The sequence below is a fragment of the Aeromonas media genome, from assembly GCF_000819985.1.
In the GTDB taxonomy this organism is placed as follows: domain Bacteria; phylum Pseudomonadota; class Gammaproteobacteria; order Enterobacterales; family Aeromonadaceae; genus Aeromonas; species Aeromonas media.
Map to the genome: position 1 here is coordinate 25,447 of NZ_CDBZ01000069.1, position 25,080 is coordinate 50,526.

Annotated in this window: 23 protein-coding genes and 1 pseudogene; 3 read left to right on the top strand and 21 right to left on the bottom strand. The window is 58.4% G+C overall.

Going from position 1 to position 25,080, the window contains the following annotated elements; all coding sequences use genetic code 11:
- Positions 1 to 10 precede the first annotated feature (10 nt).
- The gene (gene rlmB, locus BN1127_RS05760) at positions 11 to 760 is read right to left on the bottom strand and encodes a 23S rRNA (guanosine(2251)-2'-O)-methyltransferase RlmB (RefSeq protein WP_005331757.1); all 750 of its coding nucleotides are present in this window, start codon (positions 758 to 760) and stop codon (positions 11 to 13) included.
- Positions 757 to 3,150 carry a ribonuclease R gene (gene rnr, locus BN1127_RS05765; RefSeq protein WP_042648815.1) on the bottom strand — a complete coding sequence of 798 codons (2,394 nt, stop codon included), beginning with the start codon at positions 3,148 to 3,150 and terminating at the stop codon, positions 757 to 759. The genes rlmB and rnr overlap by 4 nt, the downstream gene beginning before the upstream one ends.
- Positions 3,151 to 3,283: 133 nt before the next feature.
- On the opposite strand from rnr, the gene BN1127_RS05770 reads away from it, so the two are divergent.
- The gene (locus BN1127_RS05770) at positions 3,284 to 4,306 is read left to right on the top strand and encodes a GGDEF domain-containing protein (RefSeq protein ID WP_042648816.1); all 1,023 of its coding nucleotides are present in this window, start codon (positions 3,284 to 3,286) and stop codon (positions 4,304 to 4,306) included.
- 58 nt (positions 4,307 to 4,364) lie between these two features.
- Here BN1127_RS05770 and luxS read toward each other — a convergent pair whose 3' ends face one another.
- The 8 genes from luxS to BN1127_RS05810 form a co-directional block, all read right to left on the bottom strand.
- On the bottom strand, positions 4,365 to 4,874 hold the full coding sequence (gene luxS, locus BN1127_RS05775; protein WP_017782209.1) for an S-ribosylhomocysteine lyase: 510 nt from the start codon (positions 4,872 to 4,874) through the stop codon (positions 4,365 to 4,367).
- A 17-nt stretch (positions 4,875 to 4,891) separates the two neighbouring features.
- On the bottom strand, positions 4,892 to 5,485 hold the full coding sequence (locus BN1127_RS05780) for a transglycosylase SLT domain-containing protein (protein ID WP_139751230.1): 594 nt from the start codon (positions 5,483 to 5,485) through the stop codon (positions 4,892 to 4,894).
- Positions 5,486 to 5,546: 61 nt separating this feature from the next.
- Positions 5,547 to 5,885: a nitrogen regulatory protein P-II gene (glnB, locus tag BN1127_RS05785; RefSeq protein WP_005308848.1), complete on the bottom strand. Its 339-nt coding sequence runs from the start codon at positions 5,883 to 5,885 to the stop codon at positions 5,547 to 5,549.
- A 9-nt stretch (positions 5,886 to 5,894) separates the two neighbouring features.
- Positions 5,895 to 7,517 (bottom strand): NAD+ synthase, encoded by a 1,623-nt coding sequence (locus BN1127_RS05790; protein WP_042648818.1) that lies wholly within the window; start codon positions 7,515 to 7,517, stop codon positions 5,895 to 5,897.
- 86 nt (positions 7,518 to 7,603) lie between these two features.
- Positions 7,604 to 9,703 carry a prepilin-type N-terminal cleavage/methylation domain-containing protein gene (locus tag BN1127_RS05795; protein WP_042648819.1) on the bottom strand — a complete coding sequence of 700 codons (2,100 nt, stop codon included), beginning with the start codon at positions 9,701 to 9,703 and terminating at the stop codon, positions 7,604 to 7,606.
- An 11-nt stretch (positions 9,704 to 9,714) separates the two neighbouring features.
- A complete protein-coding gene (locus tag BN1127_RS05800; RefSeq protein ID WP_042648820.1) occupies positions 9,715 to 10,845 on the bottom strand; it encodes a PilX N-terminal domain-containing pilus assembly protein in 1,131 nt (376 codons plus the stop codon).
- Position 10,846: 1 nt separating this feature from the next.
- Positions 10,847 to 11,491 (bottom strand): PilW family protein, encoded by a 645-nt coding sequence (locus tag BN1127_RS05805; protein ID WP_081000885.1) that lies wholly within the window; start codon positions 11,489 to 11,491, stop codon positions 10,847 to 10,849.
- Positions 11,485 to 12,018, bottom strand: a complete 534-nt coding sequence (locus BN1127_RS05810; RefSeq protein WP_042648821.1) for a GspH/FimT family pseudopilin — start codon at positions 12,016 to 12,018, stop codon at positions 11,485 to 11,487. The genes BN1127_RS05805 and BN1127_RS05810 overlap by 7 nt, the downstream gene beginning before the upstream one ends.
- A gap of 93 nt (positions 12,019 to 12,111) precedes the next feature.
- On the opposite strand from BN1127_RS05810, the gene BN1127_RS05815 reads away from it, so the two are divergent.
- A complete protein-coding gene (locus BN1127_RS05815; RefSeq protein WP_042648822.1) occupies positions 12,112 to 12,489 on the top strand; it encodes a type IV pilin protein in 378 nt (125 codons plus the stop codon).
- A gap of 364 nt (positions 12,490 to 12,853) precedes the next feature.
- Here the strand turns inward: BN1127_RS05815 and ispH are convergent, their stop codons facing one another.
- The 6 genes from ispH to murJ form a co-directional block, all read right to left on the bottom strand.
- Entirely contained in the window at positions 12,854 to 13,789 is a 936-nt protein-coding gene (ispH, locus tag BN1127_RS05820; protein ID WP_042648823.1) for a 4-hydroxy-3-methylbut-2-enyl diphosphate reductase, read from the bottom strand.
- Positions 13,789 to 14,241 carry an FKBP-type peptidyl-prolyl cis-trans isomerase gene (fkpB, locus tag BN1127_RS05825; RefSeq protein ID WP_042648824.1) on the bottom strand — a complete coding sequence of 151 codons (453 nt, stop codon included), beginning with the start codon at positions 14,239 to 14,241 and terminating at the stop codon, positions 13,789 to 13,791. The genes ispH and fkpB overlap by 1 nt, the downstream gene beginning before the upstream one ends.
- Positions 14,238 to 14,741: a signal peptidase II gene (gene lspA, locus BN1127_RS05830; protein ID WP_042648825.1), complete on the bottom strand. Its 504-nt coding sequence runs from the start codon at positions 14,739 to 14,741 to the stop codon at positions 14,238 to 14,240. Before lspA ends, fkpB begins: the two co-directional genes overlap by 4 nt.
- The gene (gene ileS / locus BN1127_RS05835; protein WP_042648826.1) at positions 14,741 to 17,602 is read right to left on the bottom strand and encodes an isoleucine--tRNA ligase; all 2,862 of its coding nucleotides are present in this window, start codon (positions 17,600 to 17,602) and stop codon (positions 14,741 to 14,743) included. The genes lspA and ileS overlap by 1 nt, the downstream gene beginning before the upstream one ends.
- Positions 17,602 to 18,576 (bottom strand): bifunctional riboflavin kinase/FAD synthetase, encoded by a 975-nt coding sequence (gene ribF, locus BN1127_RS05840; protein ID WP_042648827.1) that lies wholly within the window; start codon positions 18,574 to 18,576, stop codon positions 17,602 to 17,604. Before ribF ends, ileS begins: the two co-directional genes overlap by 1 nt.
- 120 nt (positions 18,577 to 18,696) lie before the next feature.
- A complete protein-coding gene (gene murJ, locus BN1127_RS05845) occupies positions 18,697 to 20,259 on the bottom strand; it encodes a murein biosynthesis integral membrane protein MurJ (protein ID WP_042648828.1) in 1,563 nt (520 codons plus the stop codon).
- A gap of 191 nt (positions 20,260 to 20,450) precedes the next feature.
- On the opposite strand from murJ, the gene rpsT reads away from it, so the two are divergent.
- Complete coding sequence (gene rpsT / locus BN1127_RS05850; protein ID WP_005308808.1) at positions 20,451 to 20,714, top strand: 30S ribosomal protein S20; 264 nt, start codon at positions 20,451 to 20,453, stop codon at positions 20,712 to 20,714.
- 49 nt (positions 20,715 to 20,763) lie between these two features.
- Here the strand turns inward: rpsT and BN1127_RS05855 are convergent, their stop codons facing one another.
- The 5 genes and pseudogenes from BN1127_RS05855 to thyA form a co-directional block, all read right to left on the bottom strand.
- The gene (locus BN1127_RS05855) at positions 20,764 to 21,066 is read right to left on the bottom strand and encodes an ArsR/SmtB family transcription factor (RefSeq protein WP_005332359.1); all 303 of its coding nucleotides are present in this window, start codon (positions 21,064 to 21,066) and stop codon (positions 20,764 to 20,766) included.
- A 49-nt stretch (positions 21,067 to 21,115) separates the two neighbouring features.
- The gene (gene nhaR, locus BN1127_RS05860) at positions 21,116 to 22,048 is read right to left on the bottom strand and encodes a transcriptional activator NhaR (RefSeq protein ID WP_005332358.1); all 933 of its coding nucleotides are present in this window, start codon (positions 22,046 to 22,048) and stop codon (positions 21,116 to 21,118) included.
- Positions 22,035 to 22,415 (bottom strand): Rossmann-fold NAD(P)-binding domain-containing protein, encoded by a 381-nt coding sequence (locus BN1127_RS05865; protein WP_171269505.1) that lies wholly within the window; start codon positions 22,413 to 22,415, stop codon positions 22,035 to 22,037. The genes nhaR and BN1127_RS05865 overlap by 14 nt, the downstream gene beginning before the upstream one ends.
- 20 nt (positions 22,416 to 22,435) lie before the next feature.
- Positions 22,436 to 23,626: a Na+/H+ antiporter NhaA gene (gene nhaA, locus BN1127_RS05870; RefSeq protein WP_042648830.1), complete on the bottom strand. Its 1,191-nt coding sequence runs from the start codon at positions 23,624 to 23,626 to the stop codon at positions 22,436 to 22,438.
- A gap of 285 nt (positions 23,627 to 23,911) precedes the next feature.
- Positions 23,912 to 24,205, bottom strand: a pseudogene (gene thyA, locus BN1127_RS05875) (thymidylate synthase); the annotation flags it as partial.
- Positions 24,206 to 25,080 lie beyond the last annotated feature (875 nt).

Sequence of the window (25,080 nt, forward strand, 5' to 3'; positions counted from 1 at the left end):
CATCACGGCGTCAGCTGCGGCGCTGACGCACGGCTTCGAACAGGCAGACGCCGCTCGCCACCGAGACGTTGAGGCTCGATACCGCCCCCGCCATCGGTATGCTCACCAGTTCGTCGCAATGTTCGCGGGTCAGGCGACGCATCCCCTTGCCCTCGGCGCCCATCACCAGCGCCATGGGGCCGGTCAGCTTGGCCTGATAGAGGTCGTGGTCCGCCTCGCCGGCGGTGCCGACTATCCAGACACCGCGCTCCTGCAGCTCGCGCAGGGTGCGCGCCAGGTTGGTGACCTGAATGAGCGGCACCACTTCGGCGGCGCCACAGGCGACCTTGCGCACGATGGAGGTCAAGCCGGTGGCCTTGTCCCGCGGCACTATCACCGCATGGACCCCGGCCGCATCGGCGCTGCGCAGGCAGGCGCCGAGGTTGTGCGGATCGGTCACGCCGTCCAGCACCAGCAGGAGGGGGGCGGTCTCTTGCACCGCCAGGCCGTCCAGCAGGCTGGCCAGGTCGTGCTCGGCCAGCTTGGGCGCCTCTATCACCTTGGCCATGATGCCCTGGTGATTGTTGCCCTCGGCTTTATCATCAAGCGTCTTGCGGTTCACGCTCTGCACCTTGATGCCGAGGGATTCCAGCTCGGTCAGCAAGGGTTGCAGCCGGTCGTCATCGCGGCCCTTGAGGGCCCATACCTCGATGAAACGCTCCGGGGTGCGCTCAAGCAGCGCGGATACAGCGTGAATGCCGTAGATCAGTTCTGTACTCATTTAGTGCTCTTGGCCTTGTCGCGAGCGTTTTTGCTCGGTCGTCTGTTGCTGGGCTTGGCGCGGCCACCTTTGTCGGATTTGCCGTGATCCTTGCCCTCTTTGCGTTTCTCGTGGCGCTGGGCGCTCTTGGCCTTCTCTTTCTTGATCTCGGCCTGCTTGCGCGCCATCTCCTTGGCGTTCTTGCCGGTGGCCTGGAGCGGCTCTTCCACCATCACGAAGTCGATCTTGCGATCGTCCAGGTTCACGCCCATCACCTTGACCCGCACCTTGTCACCCAGACGGTAGCGACGACGGAAGTTCTCGCCGATCAGCTGCATGTGCAGGGGATCAAACTGGTAGTAGTCGTTGGTGAGGGTACTGACGTGTACCAGACCGTCGATGTGGATATCCGCCAGGCGCACGAAGAAGCCAAAGCCGGTAACGCTGGCGATCACGCCATCGAACTCGTCACCCACGTGATCCAGCATGTACTCGCACTTGAGCCAGTCGGCCACGTCGCGGGTCGCATCGTCGGCACGGCGCTCGGTCATGGAGCAGTGCTCGCCCATCGGGTCCACTTCTTCCAGCTGGTAGTGGTAACCACCGCTCGGGGTCCACTTGTGACGCAGGTTGCCCTGCTGCTCTTTTGCAGTCTGGTACTTGATGGCACGGTGCAGAATGAGGTCGGGATAGCGACGGATCGGCGAGGTGAAGTGGGCGTAGGACTTCAACGCCAGACCGAAGTGACCGATGTTGTCAGCCTGATAGACCGCCTGACGCATGGAACGCAGCAGCATGGTGGAGAGCAGCTCGGCATCCGGGCGCCCTTCAAACTTGGCGGCCAGCTCGGCAAAGTCCTTCGGCTCGGGCTCGAGGCCGCCCTTGAGCTCCAGACCCAGTTCTGCCAGGAAGTCACGGAAACCGGTCAGGCGCTCTTCGCCCGGACGGTCGTGCACCCGGAACAGGGCAGAGGCTTCGTTCTTCTCGATGTAACGGGCCGCGGCCACGTTCGCCTGGATCATGCACTCTTCGATGATCTTGTGGGCATCGTTGCGCACCAGCGGCACGATCTGGTCGATCTTGCGCTGGGCGTTGAAGATGAAACGGGTCTCCTCGCTCTCGAACTCCACCGCACCACGCTGGTGACGGGCGTGCTTGAGCGCCTTGTAGAGGTTGTTGAGCTCTTCGATGTGGCCCACCAGCGGGTCATATTGCTGACGCAGCTTGGGATCACCATCCAGAATGGCCGCGACCTTGCTGTAGGTCATGCGGGCATGGGAGTTCATCACCGCTTCGTAGAACTTGTAGCCGGACATGCGGCCAGCGGCGGAGATGGTCATCTCGCACACCATGCAGAGGCGGTCAACCTGCGGATTCAGGGAGCACAGCCCGTTGGAGAGCACCTCCGGCAGCATGGGCACCACGAACTCGGGGAAATAGACCGAGTTGCCGCGCTGATAGGCTTCAGCATCCAGCGCAGTGCCGGGCTTCACGTAGGCGGAGACATCCGCAATGGCAACCCACAGACGCCAGCCGCCGCCACGCTTGGCTTCACAGAAGACGGCGTCATCGAAGTCGCGGGCATCTTCCCCATCAATGGTGACCAGCGGCAGGGCACGCAGATCGATGCGGCCCTCTTTGGCTTTCTCCGGTACCTGTTCGCCCAGACCGGCGACCTCCTTGGTCACCTCCTCCGGCCAGGTATGCGGGATACCGTGGGTACGCAGGGCGATCTCGATCTCCATGCCAGGGGCCATGTTCTCGCCCAGCACGTCCAGTACGGTACCGACCGCGTTGATGCGGGAGTTGGCGCGCTGGTTGATGCGCACCACCACGACCTGGCTCTGGCGAGCACCCTTGTTTTCGCCTTCAGGGATGATGATGTCCTGACCGATGCGGCTGTCATCCGGCACCACGAAACCGACGCCGTTCTCGACGAAGTAACGGCCGACGATGTCTGCCTCACGGGGCTTGAGCAGGCGAACCAGACGTGCTTCCTGACGACCCTTGCGGTCGATCTCGGTCGGCTGCACCAGGGCATAGTCACCGTGCATCAGGCGCTGCATCTCGCGGTTGTTCAGATACAGATCCGGTCCACCACCTTCCGGGCGCAGAAAACCGAAACCATCTTTATGGCCGAGTACATACCCTTTGACCAGATTCAGACGATCCGGCAGGGCGTAACATTGGTTGCGAGTGAATACCAACTGCCCATCGCGCTCCATGGCGCGCAGACGACGGCGCAAGGCTTCCAACGGCTCTTCGTCAGTCAGCTTGAGTGCCTTGGCCAGCTCTTCGCGGGACATCGGCTTTTCGTGACCCTTGATGAGTTCGAGGATCAGCTCGCGACTGGCGATGGGGTTTTCGTATTTTTCGGCCTCGCGTTGGAGGAAAGGATCTTTTTGAGACATAAGCAGGCCTTAGGGTAGGTAGTAACCCAGACATTATATCGAAGGGGGGAGCTAATGGCATCCATCGACTGCCTTTTGGCCAATCTCTCTGTCATACTGGCGACAGTTTGCAGGTATGTGAGACTCGGAACTCATGAGCAAGGACTCGTTCGCCCAATCGGCCGCCTATTTGAAACAGGCGGTCCCCCTGATGATCAAGTATCAAATCCCCACCACCCCGAACAATTACCATCTTTGGTACAACTATGTCTCTGGCGCCATGCCCGAGCTGAATAACGCCGTCGATCACGCGATAAAACTGCAGGGTACCTTCTCCCTCACCACCTGTGAGCGTCTCTATCACCAGCATCTGGCCAGCCAGGACGAGCAACAGATGGAGGCGATGAAGCTCAATCTGGTCGCCATGGCCAATGAGCTCGGCCACTCCATGCAGGATGCGCTGGTCGATACCGGCCAGTTCCAGGCCATGCTCGACAAAAGCTTCGACAAGTTGAACCTCATCGATGATGAGGGACTGAGCCTGGACGACACCATGGCCATCTTGCGGGAACTGGTACGCGAGTCGCGGGACGTGCGCATGTCCACCCTGCACTTTCGCAACCAGCTCAGCAGCGCCGAGAAGGAGATCAAGGAGCTCAAGGCAGCACTAAACGAGACGCGCAAGATGGCCACCGAGGACGCACTCACCTCGCTGCTCAACCGTCGCGCCTTCGATCTGGAGATGGACAGCCTGATCCGCAGCAAGCAGCCCTTCTCGCTGATCATGACCGATATCGATCGTTTCAAGAACTTCAACGACGAATATGGCCATCTGCTGGGAGATCAGGTGCTGCGCATCGTCGGCAAGCGGCTGCGGGAAGTGAGCAAGGAGGGCATCACGGCCTATCGGCTCGGAGGGGAAGAGTTTGCCCTGCTGGTGCCGGGCCGAGTGTTGGCACTGACTCGCCAGATGGCGGAGAGCCTGCGCCGGGTCATCGAGCGGATGTCGCTGCTGGATCGCAAATCAGGCCGGCGCATCGATCACATCACCGCCTCCTTCGGTGTGGGGGAATATAATGGGCAGGAGACGGCGGACGCCCTGATAGAGCGCACCGACAAGCTGCTCTACAAGGCCAAGGAGCTGGGTCGCAACCGGGTGATGCCACTCCCCTCCTGAACCGCCAGATATGAAAAGGCCGGTCACAGACCGGCCTTTTCATTTTTCCGCATTCTGCTCAGAGGCTTTTCAGCTTCTCTTCCGGTAGCGCCAGCTCGTCGTTGTGGTTGACGCCGATGCCGCGCTCCAGCACGTGGCGGGCGATGGCATGGGCCTCTTCCAGGGAGTGCATGCTGTAGGTACCACACTGGTATTCGTTCAGCTCGGGGATCTTGCCCTGCTCCTGCACGGTCAGCACGTCGCTCATGGCGGCCTGCCAGGCTGCCCCCACGCGGGCCTCGTCCGGCGCACCGATCAGGCTCATGTAGAAGCCGGTACGGCAGCCCATGGGGGAGATGTCGATGATCTCGACCCCGTTACCGTTCAAGTGATCCCGCATGAAACCGGCAAACAGATGCTCCAGGGTGTGGATACCGCGCTCGGAGAGGATCTCCTGGTTCGGCACACAGAAGCGCAGATCGAACACGGTAATGGTGTCCTTGTTCGGGGTCTGCATGGTTTTGGCCACCCGAACTGCCGGGGCTGCCATGCGAGTATGGTCGACGGTAAAACTGTCCAATAACGGCATTTCTGACTCCTGATTGGTTACGAGAACCAGCCCCCGCTGGGGAGCCGATCCTTGCATTGTCGATACTGGGCGCCGTAGCGTTGGGCACGGGCCTCCACCTTGCGGGAGACCTTCATCAGCCACCCCTTGCTGCGGTAGCTGCCGCGCCGGTAACCACCCCAGCCTTCGTGATAATTGAGATATTGACCGTAGGCATCCCACTTGGAAGTGCCATTGAGCCGCTGCGCCTTGTGAGTGTACCAGCCCATGAAATCGATGGCGTCGGCGAAGTCGTCGCGATCGCTCCAGCCGTTGCCGCTCTCCCGCTGGTAATCATCCCAAGTCTCATCCTTGACCTGGGCATAGCCATAAGCAGAGCTGGCACGCCCGGTCGGGATGAAGAGAAAATATTGCATCGGCGGCTGGGCATCGTGCACGAAGGAGGACTCCTGATACATCATAGCCATCACCACATGTACCGGGGTCCCCCACTTTTCGTTCATCTTGAGTGCTGCCTTGTGCCACTCAGGTTTTTCCCGAAAGATCTGGCACAGGTTTTCCGGCTGGGCCGGTGGCTGACTACTGCAAGCAGTCAGCACCATCAGCAGGCCGGCTGCCACCATGAGACGCATCCTTGGTATCGGATGGGTTACATTTTCGTTCTCTTGGTCGTTACGAGGCACATCCATCACATCAAATCGCGTCTTCGTTCTCTTCACCGGTGCGGATGCGGATCACACGCTCCACCTCGCAGACGAAGATCTTGCCATCACCGATCTTGCCGGTACGGGCAGTGTTCTGGATCGCTTCCAGACAGGCGTCGAGATCCTCGTCCTGCACCACCAGCTCTACTTTTACCTTGGGCAGGAAGTCGACCATGTACTCGGCACCGCGATAGAGCTCGGTATGGCCCTTCTGGCGCCCGAAGCCTTTGACTTCGGATACAGTCATGCCGTTGATGCCGATCTCGGCCAGGGCTTCGCGCACATCGTCCAGCTTGAACGGTTTGATGATGGCTTCAATCTTCTTCATGGTGACTCCTTACCAGTTCTGTTTGCCGAACCCGGACGTAATGGGGTAGCGGCGATCCTTACCAAAGTTGCGGGTCGTGATACGGGGCCCGACGGCAGCCTGACGGCGCTTGTACTCGTTGAGATCCACCAGACGGATCACCTTGCGCACCACGGCTTCTTCGAAGCCCTCCGCCACCATGTCGGCGACCGAGGCGTCTTCTTCCACATAGCGCTTGAGGATGGCGTCCAGAATGTCGTAGGGGGGCAGGCTGTCCTGATCCACCTGATCCGGTGCCAGCTCTGCCGAAGGCGGACGGTCGATGACCCGCTGCGGGATCACATAGTCGACGGAGTTGCGGTATTCGCACAGCTTGAAGACCAGCGTCTTGGGCACGTCCTTGAGCACGTCAAAGCCGCCCGCCATGTCACCATACAGGGTGGCATAGCCGACCGCCATCTCGCTCTTGTTGCCGGTGGTCAATACGATACGGCGACGCTTGTTGGAGAGCGCCATCAAGAGCACACCACGGCAGCGGGCCTGCAGGTTCTCTTCGGTAGTGTCGCGGGCCGTCCCTTCAAACAGCGGCGCCAGCTGAGCCATAAAGCCCTCGAACATAGGCTCGATGGAGATGATGTTGAACTCGACCCCCATCCGCTCGGCCTGTTCCTTGGCATCTTCCACGCTCATCTGGGCGGTGTAGCGGAACGGCATCATCACCGCCTGTACCTTGTCCGCACCTATGGCATCGGCCGCGATGGCGAGCGTCAGGGCGGAGTCGATGCCGCCGGAGAGGCCCAGCACAGCTCCCTGGAAGCCGTTCTTGGTGACATAGTCATGCACCGCCAGCACCAGCGCCTGATAGGTCTCGGCCAGGGGCGCCAGCGGCGCAGACGGTTCCCGCTCTTTCAACGGCTGGCCGTCGACAAAGCGCACCAGCGCCAGCTCTTCGGCAAACGGGGCCAGCTTGTGGGTCAGCTCGCTCTGGCCGTTGAACACCTTGGAGCAACCATCGAATATCAGTTCGTCCTGACCACAGACCTGATTGAGGTAAACCAGCGGCAAGCCGGTCTGATCACAGCGCTCGGCCATCAGCTCGCGGCGGATCCAGGGTTTTTCCTGATCGTAAGGGGAAGCATTGATGGTGAGCAGCAGCTCGGCACCGGCCGCCTTTGCCGCGAGTGCCGGGCCCGGTTGCCACAGGTCTTCACAGATGAGCAAGCCCAGTTGATGGCCACGGAACGACACCACGCAGGTATCGCTCGCCGCGGTGAAGTAGCGCTTCTCGTCGAACACCCCGTAGTTGGGCAGATCCTGCTTGAAGTAACGGGCGATCAGCTTGCCCTGCTCATAGAGAGAGGCGGCATTGTAGAGCGCATCTCCTTCACGCCAGGGGTGGCCCACCAGGATGGCGCAACGACCCTGCCAGGCCACAACACGAGCCAGAGCCGCCTCCACCCGGACCATCAGATCGCTGCGCAGCAGCAGATCTTCAGGCGGATAGCCGGTCAGCGCCAGCTCGGAGCAGACCAGCAGATCGGCGCCTTGCTGGTCGGCCTCTGCGGCGGCAGCCAGCACCTTGTCACAGTTATCTTCGATGGCGCCTACCGTCAGATTTAACTGGGCAAGCATCAGAGAGAGGGCTTTTGCCATGGCGATGCATCTTGAATTCGAAAATGATGGGGAATGATAAAGAAAAGGCGCTGGCTGTGCCAGCGCCTTGGCTCCCTCAGCAAGCCTTAGGGAGAGCAGGTCAGGTTTGCGGCATTGGTGACGCCATTGTCTACCAGCAAGGTGCAGGGACCGCTGATGACCTGACCGCTGGCTGGCGGAGTCATGGGGATACTCAAAGAACTCGGCTTAACCAAGAAGGTCGTGTTGCCCGAGTAGGAGAAGTTCACCACCAGAGTGCTGTTCTGCTCAGCCGTGCAAGTATAGATTGCCGTCTGGTTGTCGCTGCTCGGCTTGTCTATCTGGCAAGTGGCCCCGGAGGTCGAGGTATTCATCGACAGGTTATTGAAAACATTTTTCTTGCAGGCGATTGGGGTCGGATCATTGTTCTTGGTTTTCTCCAGGCACTGTACCTTGCCTGTGACCGTCAGCAGAGGCTGCGTGACAGTTCCGGAGTCAATCTTGACGGCCAACTCTGTACTGAGAGCCAGGCTCTGATCCCTTGGTGAAATCAGCGTAGCGGTAATCCCCGAATTACCCTGATAGACGGTGGCTTTTACCTTCACACTCTGCAGCACCTGGCTACTGTCCTTGGTGGATTTCTTGGCGGCCAGGTAACCACGGCTGTAACTGCCGAAGTAATAGTTATTGAGATCCACTATGGTATCGACCGGTTCATTGCTGACGGTGGCATAGTCGGTCACGGCCCCCCCGAGCTGGCCACTGAGCGGTGTCATGGACCACTCCGCCAACATGGTCAGGTTGATATCCTGAAATGGCACCTTGGCCAGATAGCCAGTGATACTGGTGTCTATCCCGGTCAGATAGGTAGGATTCAGAACATCGACATATATTCCACGGGCAATCAGCTGGCGCGTGCCGGTATTGATCGTGATCCCCGTAACGGCGTCCCCACCAGGCGCAACGTTGGCAGGAGTCTGAAGCCATGTGGGAAAATCACTTATCGCAGGCGCGCTCACCGTCGGGGTCGAGGTCCAGTTCAGGGTCTGTTTCTGCCAGTCGATATAAGCCTTGACCACATACTGGATGTAATTCTGGTAACTGACCTGATTCGCCGCCTTGGCCAAGAAATCCGAGGTAGTGACAATAACCTGGACCAGGTTCCAATCAGGGAGGGGGCGATAGTACCCATCCAGTCGCACAAACCGGCAAGCATCCACATAGGTGCCGCTGGCCGCTACGGACAGGGTGCTGTTATAGCGCTGCCGACTGGTATTGAGCGGTGCGTAGTAGCTGAGAAAACTTCCTCCCGAGCCATCAAAATGATCTTTGCAGCAGCTTGTGCAGAGCGCTGGCTGGTTATTGCCGCTGACTGTTCCGGTCTGCTTGGTCTGTTGTGCTCCTGTCTTCCAATAGAGCTGGCTGGTGGCAGTACTGTAGGCCTGGCCCGGCAGATAGGCACTCAAAGTGGAACCATAAGTGCAGGCGCAACTTACTGAGCTGATATCTTGCTGGATTTGTTGGGTATTTCCCTGGTTTGCAGGCTGGTAGGTCACTGTTTCAAACTGCACCTCCTTGCCGACAGTGTTGTTTTTGGCCACCACTGTTGGAGAAGGTTTGCTGGTTTCCTGTCTGCTGCCGTTGCCGAGATCGATTGAGATCACGTCCGGCGCAACCCCCGGGGTGTAATTGATCTTCGGCCCTGTCCGAGCTGTATCCAACCCCCCATTCAACTGATCCACGGTCAATGATTCAGTGGGAGAGACATAACCCGTAAGCGCGACCGAGGTAGTCACCCCTTCGCTGTTGGTCCAGCTCACTGTGGTATTGATCTGCTTTCGCCCAGGGTAGTTCAGCAAATACCCTGTAGGAGCCGTGTTCTGCCATGCAGAAGTGGCTCCGTTCCAATATTGGTTGGCCACAGTCCAGGCCAACGTGTAGCTGTCGCCAGACTGGCTCTTGGTCGTATTACCACTCGCAATGGCCGTATAGGCAGTGAGCGGGGCCGTCGCCGTCACCAGACTGTTGAAGTTACGGAATTCCTCGATCTTGGATTCTGCGAGTCGCATGGCAATTTCATAACGCCGCCCATCCTGGGAGGCCGTCAGGGTCGACTTCGAAAGCATCACCAGACCGACCACCCCCACCCCCAGCACAACCAGGGTTACCAGTATCTCAAACAGGCCAAATCCTTTTTGCCGTTTCATTTACTTGTCCTCTACCAGTCGCGCCAGCTACCCGGCACCTGTTTAAGAGTCTGGAAGGCGGCGCCTGTCCTGATATTGCTCAGTGCGGCCTCATCATATTTGGCATCATAGGTACCATTGGCCTTGCCCAGCTCAAAGTTGGCAGCCAAGGCACCGTTCACGATGGCCCCGCCAGTGAGCTTGATATCCGTGGTTGCCGTAGCTGGATGTGAAGAGTACGCAAATACCAGCCCATACAGTTGACGGTTGCCATTGATGGTCAGGCTGCCATCCTTGATGATCAACACAACAGGGGCAGATTGAGTACCAATATTGGAACCGGGATTGCAATCGCCATTGACAATGACAAGCCCTGTCGTCGTCGGCCCCAGACCATTGCAATTATTGACTATCTGGTTGGCTCTTGACTCTATGTTGGCCCAGCCAGCGGCATCGTCATTCTCATTGAACAGATACCACACCAGGTCGGTTGGAAAATCGGGATCGCTATCCTTGATATCCGACTGCTTATTGCCCGGTTGGCTGATATTGGCACTGCAGCCACCGGCGTAATCACCCTGATGGCAGGTCTGGCCGGACCCCGTATTCAGATCTACATAATCATTGGTCCAGATGGAAAGCGGCACTCCAGGTCCCCCTCCATTGGGATTGGCAACAACGGTAAAGTTACCCCCGACCGCCATTCCCCCTGCGACAGTCAGAGGCGCGGCAGGTGTCCCAGCCAGCACGTTGCTTTGCACATATCGAGCCTCGACAGCCGCTTGCGCCTGGCTGTTGCTCAGGCTGGCCACAGAGCGAATCCGGATAGGTGCGATGGGCGTGGTACTCCCAGCCACCACGGGAAAGGGAGTTATGCATTCGACCGTCAGGGTATAAGTCCCCCCAGCACCTGATGGAGAAAACGAGTTCCCTGACCAAGCGGGCAGCAAAGAGGGGCAAGATGAACCTTCAGCAGATAGTCGACCAAAGCCATAGGACAACCCCTGTTCTGCCAAGGCCATCACTTGACGATAGAGGGTTTCATTCAATGTGATGCGACGATCGGCCACCAGCAGCTTGCCCACCAGCAGGGTGACTGCCAGCAGGATCAACAACAGGATCAGTGTGACGGTGAAAGTCGTAAAACCGGACTGGATTCTCATATCAGTATCCGTCATTGCGCAACTTGATATCACGCTGCAAGTTCAAGGTCAGCTCAGTATTGTCCTTGTAGCGGCCCGAAATGTTGAGTTGAATTGCCCTGGCACCGCTCACTTGGCTACTGGAGAGCAGGCGATAGGTAAGCTGGGTGATCTCTATGGTGTTATCGGTCGAAATGAGGCTACCGCTATTACAAGTGGGACTGGTTCCCGTAGCGAGTTTGACTCCCTTATCTCCGCTACTGTAACTATAAAGCCGAGTTTCCAGGCTGCTGGATGGGCTGTTGTTTAGCACACCGTTTTCATTGTCATCATAACTGATCCTGATGCAGCGATAGATGTTGGAACCTGTTGCGGTCTGATCCATCAGGTCGGTGCTTGCGTCGAAATAGAAGGGCGATGGGAGTGCACCAGATACCAATCGAGTCGAGGTAGCAGCACTGGCATCATAACCTGCACGCTCAATATCGCGGGCCATCATGTCGGTGATTGCCTGAACCTCCTGATTGAGTCGACTCACCTTCATAGCCGTGCTATTTGCCCTGAGAATCGTTGCGAAGAGCGTCGTCACGGCAGCCACCAGTAACAAGCCCGCCACCATGGCGACCATCAACTCCACCAGACTGAAGCCTGCATGTCGCCTCAACATGTCGGCACCCCACTCACATTGCTGACAGCACAGGTACGAACCCGCCCAACATTGTTAGTAACGACTCGCATGGCGTAGCTACCGGACGAGATGGCGATGTTGCCAGCCGTCAATGTACCTCTGCGGGGAGAAATATTGAGGGGCCTGATATTGGTAGCCGACTCACTGTAACTCGCCACTAGGGTGATACCCGGGAATTCGCTGGCATTCACCCCTTTTCGCCCCTCGATGCTGGAACAAGCATCGGCACAGCTATTACAGCTACCATCGATATGCACGCGGTAGCACCAGTTACTGGTACCGCTATTGAACAGCAGCAGATTGAGCGTCTGATTGCGTTTGACCGCCTCGGATTTGAGCAACATGACATCGGTATAGATAGCCTGCGTGGCAGCCCTGACCATCTGCTCCTGCCGCAATGACTGATAGCTGGGCAGGGCTACGGCAAGCAGCAATGCAGCCACCGTCAGTGCCAGCAACAGCTCAATCAGGGTAAAACCGGAAACACGTCCTACTGTGCGCATCATTTAGCTCAAGACTCCTTTCTTTTTGCCCATGCCAGTAGAGCTCACTGTCAGTACTATTCTATAGTATCAAACCGTTTCCAGAGCGTGCCGCCCATGAGAACCAAACAATCAGGTATTACATTGCTGGAGCTGCTGGTTGTGGTGGCTGTCGTCGCCATCCTGGCAGCTGTGGCCTATCCGAGCTTTACCTATGGGCTGCATAAGTCCCGTCGTGCCGAGGCAATCAAGGGGTTGCTGAGCATGCAACTCAAGCAGGAAGAATTTCGCATATCCAATACGAGTTATAGCGGAACACCATCTCAAGTGGGTAACCCAACAAGCGATTACTACACCTTTACCATCTCTGGCGCTACCGCTACGGTTTATACCCTGATAGCCACAGCCAAAGGCAGCCAAAGCAATGATTCAGGCTGTACCACTCTGACTCTCAACAAGGCCGATACCAAGACGCCATCTGACTGCTGGAAGTAACTCGCTGCGGGTCAGTTGCACCGAAGCCACGAACTGATTCGCCTGAGCTGTCAGGCTCATGTTTCAGATCAATGAGTTAAAAGAAGGAACTCCCAGCGTCAGCAGGATAGACAAGAGTACTACGATGGCCATTAGCTCGATGAACGTGAAGCCAAGGGGCGCAAACATCCTGTTGTGCACCGTGTCAAACCCTCCGCAAGTTCCATCCATGGTTGGGGTCGGCATGCGAAAATGTCGAAAATTCAATCAGCACTGTCGACAGTGTTAATGGCAGAGCAGATCTCCAACGAGAACTGTCGCTGCTTTTATATATGGGAAACGGGATGCCTGTCGCAAAAATGCCGGCGTGGTGCCGGCATTTCCATCAGAGGATACGCAACTCTGGCGGCACCTCGAATACTACGTTTTCCTCGCGACCAGGGTGTTCTGTCACTATCGTGCCCCCCAACTCACGCAGACGGGCGATGACATTTTGTACCAGCACATCGGGGGCAGAGGCCCCCGCGGTCACCCCGATACGCTCCACACCGTCCAACCAGCCCGGTTCGATCATGGAGGCATCGTCGATCAGGTAGGCTCGCGCCCCCACCTTCTCGGCCAACTCCCGCAGGCGGTTGGAGTTGGAGGAGTTGCGCGACCCGACTACAAGCATGGCATCCACCAGCCCCGCCATCTCCCGCACCGCATCCTGACGGTTCTGGGTGGCGTAGCAAATATCGTCTTTGCGCGGCCCCTGGATCTTGGGGAAGTGCTTGCGCAGCGCATCGATGACGTCAGAGGTCTCGTCCACGCTCAGGGTGGTCTGGGTGACGAAGCAAAGATCATCCGGGTTCTTCACCTTGAGCCTGGCCACATCCTCCGGCGTCTCCACCAGATACATACCCCCTTCCGTATTCTCGTACTGCCCCATGGTGCCGATCACCTCGGGGTGGCCCGCGTGACCGATGAGTACGGCCTCGGATCCCTTGCGACTGGCACGATGGACCTCCATGTGCACCTTGGTCACCAGCGGACAGGTGGCATCGAATACCTTGAGAGCACGGGACTTGGCCATCTCGCGCACCGTCTTGGCCACGCCATGGGCGGAGAAGATGACGATGCTGTCGTCCGGCACCTCGTCCAGTTCCTCGACAAACACGGCTCCCGCCTCCTTCAGCTTGTTCACCACATAGCGGTTATGCACCACCTCGTGACGGACATAGATGGGGGCACCGAACTTCTCCAGCGCGCTCTCGACTATGCTGATGGCACGGTCGACACCGGCGCAGAAGCCACGCGGGTTAGCCAGCAAAATATCCATCAGCTCACCTTTTCCTCGTCATCCACGCCCAGGATCTCCACCTCAAAGGTAACGGTGTGACCCGCCAGCGGATGGTTGAAATCGACCGTCACCGACATTCCTTCCACCGCCCGGATGATCCCCGGCAATTCGCTGCCGTTGGGCTGATCGAACAGGATGATGGTACCGACCTTGGGCTCCACATCGGCACCAAACTTGGCTCTGTCCAGATGGTAGATGTTGTCGGGATTGGAGAGGCCAAAGGCCTCTTCCGGCGGCAATGTGAAGCTCTTGCTATCACCTTGCTTGAGCCCCAGCAGGCACTGCTCGAAGGTGTTGGTCAGGCTGCCATCCCCCATCCGCAGGCGGGCTGGTTTGCCGTGCAGCGCCGTGCTGTCAGCTACCGAGCCGTCTTCCAACTTGATGGAGAAGTGAAACAGCACACAGCTGTCTGCAACAATCAGCTGGCTCATTGCGTCACGTCCTTCTTCTTTTCACTGCGAAAACCGTCCAGCACTATCATGGCGGCGCCGATGAAGATGAAGCTGTCGGCCAGATTGAATGCAGGCCAATGAGCACGCTGCCAATAGAAGTCGAGGAAATCGACCACGTGGCCCAGCACCAGCCGATCAAAGACATTGCCAAGCGCCCCGCCGATGATGAGCGAATAGGCGATGCCGCTCCAGCGCTGAGTCACCGACTGTTTGCGCAACCAATGGATCAGCAGACCACAGATGGCAAACGCCAGCACGGCGAAGAACCAGCGCTGCCAGCCGCCCTGATCAGCCAGGAAGCTGAAAGCCGCCCCCTTGTTGTAGACATGGACCAGGTTGAAGAAGGGGGTGATCTCCACTCCCGGGTAGCCAAATGGCAGCAGCTTGACCACGGCGAGCTTGCTCGCCTGGTCCAGTACAAAGGCCAGCACTGCCAGCCACAGCCAACGCAGGCCGCTTTTATGGTGAGTCATGTTCATCAGGCAAATTGACGAGTTTCGCCGTCACCCTCGACGTTGGTGACACAGCGGCCACAGATCTCTTCGTGACCCGCGATGGTGCCCACGTCTTCCACATGGTGCCAGCAGCGGTCACACTTGGCGGCGGCAGACTGGGCCACGCTCAGCCACAGGTCGTCGCGCTCGGTCGCCACGGCGTCTGCCGGGGCAGCATCGACGCTGACGACCTTGGCCTTAGAGGTGAGCAGCACGAAGCGCAGCTCATCGGCCAAGGCGTTCAGACGCGCAGCCAGTGCCGGCTTGGCGAACAGGGTCAGTTCGGCCTGCAGGGAGCCACCGATGCGCTTCTCGCCACGGGCCACTTCCAGTGCCTTGTTCACTTCACCGCGCACGGTGAGGATTTCGGCCCAGAAATCGTCGTTGAGGGTTTCACCTGCTTCCAGCCCGAACAGGCCGTCATACCACTCCTCGGTGAACACGAACTCGCCGCGCTCACCCGGCAGCAGAGCCCAGATCTCGTCGGCAGTGAAGCTCATAATGGGCGCCATCCAGCGCACCATGGCTTCGGCGATGTGATAGAGGGCGGTCTGGCAGGAGCGACGGGCCAGACTGTCGGCCTTGGCGGTGTACTGGCGATCCTTGATGACGTCCAGATAGAAGGAGCCCATCTCGATGGAGCAGAACTGCATCAGCTTCTGGGTCACGCCGTGGAAGTTGTACTCGTCGAACGCCGCCATGATCTCGGCCTGTACCGCTTTGGCACGACCTACGGCCCAGCGATCCACCACTACCATGTCGGCAGGCGCCACCATGTCGGTCGCCGGATTGAAGCCGTTCAGGTTGGCCAGCAGGAAGCGGGCGGTGTTGCGGATACGGCGATAGGCGTCGGCAGAGCGCTTGAGGATCTCGTCGGAGACGGTCATCTCGCCGGTGTAGTCGGTGCTGGCGACCCACAGACGCAGGATGTCGGCACCCAGCTTGTTCATCACGTCCTGCGGGCTCACCACGTTGCCGATGGACTTGGACATCTTGCGGCCCTGACCGTCCACAGTGAAACCGTGAGTCAGTACCTGGTTGTAGGGGGCCTTGTCTTTCATCGCCACGCCGATCATCAGGGAGGACATGAACCAGCCGCGGTGCTGGTCAGAGCCTTCCAGATACATGTCGGCCGGATTGCCATTGAACTCGGGACGGGCATCGACCACGGAGGAGTGGGTCGAACCTGAGTCGAACCAGACGTCCAGGGTGTCGGGCACCTTGTCGTACAGGTTGGCGTCGCTGCCCAGCAGTTCGGCCTTGTCCAGATCCCACCAGGCCTGGATGCCGGACTGCTCGACCCGCTTGGCCACCTCTTCCATCAGGCGCACGGACTCCGGGTGCAGCTCCTGGGTCTCCTTGTGAACGAACAGGGAGATGGGCACTCCCCAGGTACGCTGGCGGGAGATACACCAGTCAGGACGGTTCTCGACCATCGCCTGGATGCGGTTCTTGCCCCAGGCCGGTACCCAGCCGCTCTGGCCGTGCTGGGCAATGCCATCTTTCTCGATGCGTTCGATCTCTTCCAGCGCACGCTTGCGCAACCCCTTCTGCTCCATGCTGATGAACCACTGGGGGGTGGCACGGAAGATGATCGGGGTCTTGTGACGCCAGCAATGCGGGTAGGAGTGGTTGAACACCTTGTGGTGCAGCAGGGCACCGCGCTCGGTCAGTACCTCGACCACGGAGGCGTTGGCCTTGAACACATGCTGACCGGCAAACAGTTCGGTATCCGGCAGGTAGACGCCGTTGCTGCCAACCGGGTTGGCGACTTCCAGACCGTACTTCTGACCGACCACGAAATCTTCCTGACCGTGGCCAGGGGCGGTGTGCACGGCGCCGGTACCGGCATCCAGGGTGACGTGATCACCCAGTACCACGGGGACGTCGAAACTGTAGAAGGGGTGGTTGAAACGCAGCAGTTCGAGCGCCGCACCCTTGGCATAGCCCAGGTTGTGGAACTTCTCGATACCGGCTCTGTCCATCACGTCCTTGACCAGCTCGGCGGCCAGGATCAGGCGCTCGGGGTTGTCACCTTCCACCTGTACCAGGGCGTAGTCCAGATCGGCGTGCATGGCGATGGCGCGGTTGGCCGGCAGGGTCCAGGGGGTGGTGGTCCAGATCACGGCAGAGAGCGGGCCCTTGCCGGCATGACCTTCAGGGCAGTCGAACTTGGCTGCCACTGTCGCCTCGTCGACGGCCTTGAAGCGTACGTCGATGGAGGGGGAATTTTTGTCGTAGTACTCCACTTCGGCTTCCGCCAGCGCGGAGCCACAGTCGGTACACCAGTGCACCGGCTTGGAACCCTTGTGCAGGTGACCATTGGCGACAATCTTGGCCATGGAGCGGATGATGTTGGCTTCGGTGCCAAAGTCCATGGTCAGATAGGGGTGTTCCCAGTCACCCAGTACGCCCAGGCGGATGAAGTCGGTCTTCTGCGCTTCGATCTGGGTCTTGGCGTATTTACGGCACTCGGCGCGGAACTCGGCGGCGGAAACCTTCTCCCCCGGCTTGCCGACCATGCCTTCCACTTTCAGCTCGATGGGCAGACCGTGGCAATCCCAGCCCGGCACATAGGGGGAGTCGAAGCCGGAGAGGCCCTTGGACTTGATGATGATGTCTTTGAGGATCTTGTTGACCGAGTGACCGATGTGAATGCTGCCGTTCGCGTAGGGAGGGCCATCGTGCAGAATGAAAGAAGGCTTGCCCGCTTTGGCGCGGCGAATGGCGCCGTAAAGATCCTGATCGTACCAACGCTTGAGCATATTGGGTTCACGCTTGGCCAGATCGCCACGCATCGGAAACTCGGTTTCCGGCAGATTCAGGGTGTGTTTATAGTCGCTCATCAGTCCTGGGTTCCCTTCTTTTCTAAAAGAGTGCTGGGTAAATTGAATGGTGGCAGCCCGAACCAGGCTCGGGCCGCCAGGGCATCTCGTTCGATCTGCTCTTTCAAGGCGGTGAAAGAGGCAAACTTCTGCTCTTCGCGCAGCTTGTGGCGAAGCAGCACCTTGACCTGCTGACCGTATAGATCACCAGAAAAATCAAATAGATGTACTTCCAATCTAGCTTGTGTACCGCTCAAGGTCGGCCGTACACCCACATTGGCGACACCGGGGAAGGTCTTGCCGGAACATAACACTTCCACCGCGAACACGCCACCGACCGGGATCACCTGCCGTTTAAGCGCGAGATTGGCGGTGGGAAAACCTATGGTGCGCCCCAGCTTGTCGCCGTGGGCCACCCGACCGCTGATGGCGTAGGGGCGGCCGAGCATCAGCTCCACCTCCGCCATGCGACCAGCTGCCAAGGCCTCGCGCACCAGGGTGCTGCTGACCCGCTGGCGTTCGACCTGGAAGCTCTGGGTGCTGATCACTTCAAAGCCGAAACGACGGCCCGCCGCCTCCAGCAGATGGAAATCCCCCTCTCGCCCCTTGCCGAAGCGAAAATCATCGCCCACCACCAGATAATGCACGCCCAGCTTCTCCACCAGCAGCTGCTCGATGAAGGTGCTGGCAGCCTGTTCGGCGAAGCGATGCGTGAAACGCACGCAGAGCATGCGATCTATCTGCATCCCCTTGAGCGCTTCGTACTTCTCCCGCCAGCGGCTGAGACGAGCAGGAGCGGCATTCCCCGCAAACAGCTCCAGCGGCTGCGGCTCGAACAACATGACGCAGGCGGGCAGGCCAAGCTGCACGGCTTTCTCCTGCAATCGGACCAGCACCGCATGGTGGCCCTGATGAACCCCATCGAAGTTGCCTATGGTCAATACACAACCCCGGTGGCGGGGCTTGATATTGTGAATGCCGCGAATGAGTTCCATCAGTGCCTTGTGCGTTGCTGCCATGGAAATCGGCGGATTATATATCAGGCAGCAGGCAGGGTCAGCCCTGCTGTTGAGCCGATTTCAGGTATCTGGCCCGGAATCCGGGCCTCATCAGCCTCATTGCTGACCCGATTTCAGGTGTCTTGGCCTGACCCCCAGCACCAACAGGACGATCCCGTACAACGCCCCCCCAAGGCAGAGCAGCAGGGTCAGCTCCAGGCTTGCCTTGCCCATGCTCCAGGCTCCCCACTGGGCGAGATCCGGCGACAGATAACCAAGCAGGCCCCCCATCAGCAGGGTCGCTGCCAGCAGCTTGAGGCAGAACACCCCCGTGTTGCGGGAAGGACGATAGACCGCCTGCTGATACAACCCCTTGAACAACAGAGCCGCATTCAGGGTACCGGAGCAGGCGGTGGCGAGCGCCAGCCCCACATAGCCCAGGGGATAGATGAAGATGAGGTTGCATACCATGTTGGCCACCATGGCCATGATGCCGATCCGCACCGGGGTCCTGGTGTCCTGGCGGGCGTAGTAGCCAGGGGCCAGCACCTTGATCAGCATCAGCGACAGCAAGCCCGTGGTGGATGCCAGCAGGCTGGCGCTGGACATGGCCACCTCGTGCATGCCGAACTCGCCGCGCATGAACAGCACCCGCAGTATGGGCTCGCGCAATACCGCAATCCCTACCATGGCGGGCAGGCCGAGCAGCATCACCATGCGCACCCCCCAGTCCATGGTGCGGGAGAAGTCGGCCGGATCCGCATCCACATGCTTCCTGGCAAGCGCCGGCAGGATCACAGTGCTGATGGCGACAGCAAACAGGCCAAGGGGAAACTCCAGCAGGCGATCCGAGTAATAGAGATAGCTGATGGCACCGGTCGCCAGGAAGGAGGCCAGCATGGTGTTGATCAGCAAATTGATCTGGCTGACCGAGACGCCGAACAGCGCCGGTATCATCAGGGTGCGGATCTTCACCACACCGGGATGGTGCCAACCCCACTTGGGCCACACCAGCATGTTGATCTGACGCAGGAAGGGGTACTGGAACAGAAACTGCACCAGGCCGCCGAGGAAGACGCCGATCGCCAGCGCGATCTCGGGCCGCTCCAGCAACGGGGCTATCCACCAGGCCGCCGCAATCATGGTGAGGTTGAGAAACACCGGCGTGAAGGAGGAGACGGCGAAGCGACCGAAGGTGTTGAGAATGGCCCCGGCCATGGCGGTGAAGGTGATGAACCAGAGATAGGGGAAGGTAATCTTGAGCATCAGGCTGGCCAGCTCGAACTTCTCGGCCGCCGGCCCGCCGTGCAGCCAGTCCCAGAACCAGCCCCAGCCGAACAGGGCCGTCAGCACACCGGAACCCAGCACACCGAGCAGGGTGACTATGGTGACAATGCCGCCAAGGGTGCCCGCCACTGCGGCCAGCAACTCGCGAACAGCCTGTTCGTCACCGTTTTTCTTGTACTCCGTCATCACGGGAACAAAAGCCTGGTTGAAGGCCCCTTCGGCAAACAATCGGCGCAGGAAGTTAGGAATGCGGTTGGCGAAGAAGAAGACGTCTGCGGCCACCCCGGCACCGAGCAGATTGGCGATGACCACATCGCGCACCAAGCCCATCACGCGGGACGCCAGCGTCATTCCGGACACTATCATGCCGGATTTGATCAATTTCTTACTCAAGACGAGGCCTCTGGAACTGTCAGAAAGAAAAGAATGCTGTTAGAATCGGCCGACAGTTTAACCGTCTCCCATCTGACACACCACCGGGGGGCGGTGTTTATTTGCACAAATCATTTGACAATATGTGGTTGGGAAGGCATATTTCCGGGCCTTTTCAATACACTCGCTAAGACAGTTTTAGGAGTTTTACCTTGGCTAACATCAAATCTGCTAAGAAGCGTGCTCTTCAGTCAGAGAAACGTCGTCAGCACAACGCCAGCCGTCGTTCCATGACCCGTACTTACCTGAAGAAAGTGATCGCTGCCATCGCCTCTGGCGACAAGGCTGCTGCCACTGCCGCTTTCGCTGTTGCTCAGCCGATCATGGATCGTATGGCGACCAAAGGCCTGATCCACAAGAACAAAGCTGCTCGTCACAAGAGCCGCCTGTCTGCCCAGATCAAAGCTATGGCTTAATCAGCTTCGGCTGAACAAAGCTAAAAAAACCGGCCTTAGTGCCGGTTTTTTATTTGGGTTCGCTACAATACAACCTGTGCAACAATCCAATCATCTCGCGTACCTCATGGCTGCGCAGCGAATAGTAGACCGTCTGGGCCTCTTTTCGTGTCGTCACCAACTCATCGCGCCGCAACACCGCCAGATGTTGTGACAGCGCCGATTGACTCAGTCCAAGTACCTCGTTGAGTTCCCCCACCGACAACTCCCGCTCCAGTAACTGGCACAGAATGAACAAGCGCCGCTCATTGGCCAGCGCCTTGAGCAGGGTGACCGCACGTCCGGCATTCGCCTCCATCTCTTCCAACTGCATCGCATTCCCTCCCCTGCAAGACAGGAATCATACCCCCTGACTCATCGATTTAAAATGACAGGGTTGCTGGCTGAATGGTGGTGAAGTCCTCCTGACCGGCAAACAGGAAGGAGAAATCACTCTCACACACCCGCTTCACCGCCGGATGCTGGATCATCCGCTCTGCAAAGATGACGTAGTACTCCTCCATCAGATCCTGGGTTTCTCCGATCAGCATCACCTCCTCCCCCTCCAGAATCTCCTCCCGATAGATGGTCGGCGCCATGAAAATACCCTGATTGAAGAAGCCAAACGCCTTCATCAGAGCCGCATCGTCGAACTCACCCAGGATGCTGGGAGAGATGCCCTGCTGCTCGAACCACTGCGTCAACTGTCGACCCATGGCGGTACGTCGGCCCGGAATGAGCAGCTTGCGCTCCTCCAGACAGGCGGGAAAAGGCTTTTCGGGCAGCGGCGCCTTGCAGAAGAAGCTGACGCCACACCCCCCCAACCGCTTGGAAAGCAGACCGGCGTGCTGGCTGGAATCCACCGGGCAGTCGGAGAGGATCATGTCGAGCTTGTGTTCGCTCAGTTGCTCCAGCAGCAGCTCGTGAGTCGATTCGAAGCAGCGCAGGTGGATGGAGCCGTCATTGGGGATGACAGAGAGCAGCACCCGACTGGCGAGACGCTTGGAGAGTGCATCGGCAATGCCGACGTCGAACAGGATCTGGCTCTCCTTGCGGTAGTTGACGATATCCAGCATCTCGTAAGAGAGGCTGAACATCTTGTCGGCATAGCGAAACACCAGTTGGCCCAGCTCGGTGGCCTCGAGGGAACGCCCTTTTCGGATCAACAGTTTGCCGCCCAGGCGCTGCTCCAGCAGCTTGATCTGACCTGTGACGGTCTGGGGAGTGAGAAAGAGGGCTTCCGCCGCCTGGGTGACGGAGCCCTTCTTCTGAGTCATCCAAAAATAATAGAGATGGTTGTAGTTAAGGTGTGACATCCGGTGGGGTTCCCGCGCCGCGCGGGCTCCGATAGCAGCTAAGTTCAACCGCCAGAATGTCATACATGTCGCTGATCGAGTCAACTTTGTTTGCGCCGAACTGCTCTTGCAGGGTGAGCTTGAGGCGGGCCGGATCCGGCATCCGCTCCCCGCAGTAACGCTTGTTCGACTGCTTGACTCTCTCGCCAGCCCGGCTGCTCAGGGCCCGTTCAGCAAAGGTCTCGCCGAATTGGGCCTTGGCCTGCTTGTCTCCCAGCATAAGGGCGCTGTCTACCACGCCATTGAGGTAAGCCGAACAACTGGCCGACGTTGCATCCTGCTGGCACTCCGCCAGACTATTCGCCCAGAGTGCCGGACTCGCCAGCATGACTAACCATCCGAGTCTTCTCATAACCCCTCCGTGCTTTGATTCGCCTCCCGATTGGGCAGCGATATCCGCAGGGCGATAAAACCGATCACGGCCGCCAGGGTGGATCCCACCAGGATACCGAGGCGTGAGTAGCTGCCGTAGTCCAGTCCGCCATGCTCGAATGCCAGCGACGCGATGAACATCGACATGGTAAAGCCGATGCCACACAGGATGCTGACGGCAAAGATCTGCTTGAAGTTGACGCCACTCGGCAGCTGGGCAATGCCGAGTTTCACCGACAGCCAGCTGATGGTGAAGATGCCGAGGGGCTTGCCGATGAAGAGCCCCAGTATGATGCCCATGGGCACCGGGCTGAGCAGATCCGACAGCTGGATCCCGTCGAGGGAGACACCAGCGTTGGCAAAGGCAAACAACGGCAGGATCAGATACGCGCTCCAGGGGTGCAGCGCATGCTCCAGGTGCTTGAGCGGCGAGGCATAACGCTGCCCGGAGATAGGGATCATGAAGCCAACGATGACGCCAGCCAGGGTCGCATGAACACCTGACTTGAGCACGGCCACCCAGAGCACCAGACCCACCAGCATGTAAAGGCCGATCCTGTCCTCACCACGGCGATTCATCCAGAGCAGAGTAAGGGTCGCCACTATGCCGACCGCCAGTGCGGTCAGCGACAGCTGTTGGGTATAGAAGAGGGCGATGATGATGATGACCCCCAGGTCATCCATGATAGCCAGGGCCAGCAGGAAAACCTTCAGGCTGGTCGGCACCCGTTTGCCAAGCAGCGCCATCACCCCGAGGGCGAAGGCGATATCGGTCGCAGCCGGGATGGCCCAACCGGCCCGGGTGACTTCGTCCTCGTAGTTGAAGAAGGCATAGATGAGCGCAGGGGCCAGCATGCCGCCTACGGCGGCGATGGCCGGGAAGGTGGCCTGCACCCGGGATGAGAGCGCCCCCTCCAGCATCTCACGCTTTACTTCCAGCCCGACCAACAGGAAGAAGAGCGCCATGAAGCCGTCGTTGATCCAGAGCAGCAACGGCTTGTTGATGTCCAGGGCGGCAATGCGCACCTGTACCTGAGTATTGAGGAAACTCTGATAGTGCTCCGCCAGGGCAGAGTTGGCCAGACCGATGGCCAGCAAGGCGGCCAGGATCAGAATTATTCCGGAGGCTGACTCCAGTTTGAGAAATCGCTTGAACACATCGCTCATGGTCTAACTATCCATAAAATTGTACTTTTTCAGTCTAGGGGCCGAGTGAACTAATGAAAAATCGTTTCTAACTGCCAATAACAACGAAAAAACCGAAGGCAAAATAAATCATGTCTGCTATAAGCACGTTTTACCCCGCCTTCTCGAACCTGTTCTTCATTCATTTCTTTGCATATTCATTCTTATCTGGAATGAAAAAGGCGCCCGCAGGCGCCTTTCGAACAGATGGAATAGCATAGCGGGAGATCCCGCCGAGAGCCGCTCGCCATCATGGCGGATGCGGGATCAGATGGCGACAGGGGCCTTGATACCCGGGTGAGGATCATAGCCCTGGATCTCGAAATCCTCGAACCTGTAGTCGAAGATGGAGTCCGGCTTGCGCTTGATCACCAGCTGCGGCAAGGAACGCGGCTCGCGGGAGAGCTGCAGCGCCGTCTGCTCCATGTGGTTGGAGTAGAGGTGCACATCGCCACCGGTCCAGACGAAATCGCCCACGGCCAGATCGCACTGCTGGGCCATCATGTGGGTCAGCAGTGCGTAGCTCGCGATGTTGAATGGCAGACCGAAAAATTTTATGCAACACAAAAACTGCACAAAACACCACTAACACTGAACCTAGCACCACAAAACCTCTTGTGCAAAACAAAAACTGCACACTTCGGGGGCTATGATCCCCTTTTAAGAGGGGGTCATTGTGCAAAATCAGCTGGCACAGCTCCCAAGAGAAGGAAGGATAGAAGTCACGCACCTATACTGCGCGACCTGGAAACTATATGACCTGCAAATGCTGGACATCTGGGGTCATGTTGTTGAAATCGACTTATATAGAAGGGATGACATTAGCGGACTGACGCGGAACTCCCCAACGCCCTCATTACCTCCTCTACGGCTGCCAACCGTCCTCGTAAACTCCGAAACTCCTTACAGGTGTGCCTAAGCACATTATCAATGGTCGCCTCTAACGCGGGGAAATCTGTTCGTAGCTCACAATATTCGGCGAACGTAGCCTGGTATCCCTGGAGCTCAAACCGATAAGAGCGTGCTCTAGCCTCTAGCACCTTGCTCCCTTCATTCCTGACTTCCACGACAGGCTTTTGCTCGACCTGAGTCACTGGAACCTGTGGGCCAAGTAGATCCTCCCGAATGCCTGCTGGAGTAGGAGTTGGCTGGCGTATTGGTGGCGGGCCGCTGGCTACCGGTTTATCTGCACGAGTCTGCGCCTGCTTTGCTGGGCCCATGTACTGCGCAAAGTGGCTGTTATCGCCCTGAGTGGGGAGCTGTTTCGTCAACGCTGCATATTCCGGTCGAAAATGAACACCTATTCCGGTTTAAAATGAACGCTGATTCCGGCTTGCGTGTACACCGATTCCGGACACCTCAGTGCACGTACTCTGATGTCAGATGAACCGTCCTGTTCCAACGTCTTGGATCCACAACTGCCGCGCTGCGCTTGG

Coding starts and splice junctions, on each gene's coding strand:
- ispH (WP_042648823.1), bottom strand. CDS start 13,789: ATGGATATTTTGCTGGCTAACCCGCGTGGCTTCTGCGCCGGTGTCGAC.
- BN1127_RS05815 (WP_042648822.1), top strand. CDS start 12,112: ATGAGAACCAAACAATCAGGTATTACATTGCTGGAGCTGCTGGTTGTG.
- BN1127_RS05800 (WP_042648820.1), bottom strand. CDS start 10,845: ATGAGAATCCAGTCCGGTTTTACGACTTTCACCGTCACACTGATCCTG.
- BN1127_RS05855 (WP_005332359.1), bottom strand. CDS start 21,066: ATGCAGTTGGAAGAGATGGAGGCGAATGCCGGACGTGCGGTCACCCTG.
- rlmB (WP_005331757.1), bottom strand. CDS start 760: ATGAGTACAGAACTGATCTACGGCATTCACGCTGTATCCGCGCTGCTT.
- BN1127_RS05805 (WP_081000885.1), bottom strand. CDS start 11,491: ATGTTGAGGCGACATGCAGGCTTCAGTCTGGTGGAGTTGATGGTCGCC.
- BN1127_RS05780 (WP_139751230.1), bottom strand. CDS start 5,485: ATGCGTCTCATGGTGGCAGCCGGCCTGCTGATGGTGCTGACTGCTTGC.
- nhaR (WP_005332358.1), bottom strand. CDS start 22,048: ATGTCACACCTTAACTACAACCATCTCTATTATTTTTGGATGACTCAG.
- ribF (WP_042648827.1), bottom strand. CDS start 18,576: ATGGAACTCATTCGCGGCATTCACAATATCAAGCCCCGCCACCGGGGT.
- BN1127_RS05790 (WP_042648818.1), bottom strand. CDS start 7,517: ATGGCAAAAGCCCTCTCTCTGATGCTTGCCCAGTTAAATCTGACGGTA.
- BN1127_RS05865 (WP_171269505.1), bottom strand. CDS start 22,415: ATGCTGGCGAGTCCGGCACTCTGGGCGAATAGTCTGGCGGAGTGCCAG.
- BN1127_RS05795 (WP_042648819.1), bottom strand. CDS start 9,703: ATGAAACGGCAAAAAGGATTTGGCCTGTTTGAGATACTGGTAACCCTG.
- ileS (WP_042648826.1), bottom strand. CDS start 17,602: ATGAGCGACTATAAACACACCCTGAATCTGCCGGAAACCGAGTTTCCG.
- lspA (WP_042648825.1), bottom strand. CDS start 14,741: ATGAACATGACTCACCATAAAAGCGGCCTGCGTTGGCTGTGGCTGGCA.
- nhaA (WP_042648830.1), bottom strand. CDS start 23,626: ATGAGCGATGTGTTCAAGCGATTTCTCAAACTGGAGTCAGCCTCCGGA.
- rnr (WP_042648815.1), bottom strand. CDS start 3,150: ATGTCTCAAAAAGATCCTTTCCTCCAACGCGAGGCCGAAAAATACGAA.
- BN1127_RS05770 (WP_042648816.1), top strand. CDS start 3,284: ATGAGCAAGGACTCGTTCGCCCAATCGGCCGCCTATTTGAAACAGGCG.
- BN1127_RS05810 (WP_042648821.1), bottom strand. CDS start 12,018: ATGATGCGCACAGTAGGACGTGTTTCCGGTTTTACCCTGATTGAGCTG.
- fkpB (WP_042648824.1), bottom strand. CDS start 14,241: ATGAGCCAGCTGATTGTTGCAGACAGCTGTGTGCTGTTTCACTTCTCC.
- luxS (WP_017782209.1), bottom strand. CDS start 4,874: ATGCCGTTATTGGACAGTTTTACCGTCGACCATACTCGCATGGCAGCC.
- glnB (WP_005308848.1), bottom strand. CDS start 5,885: ATGAAGAAGATTGAAGCCATCATCAAACCGTTCAAGCTGGACGATGTG.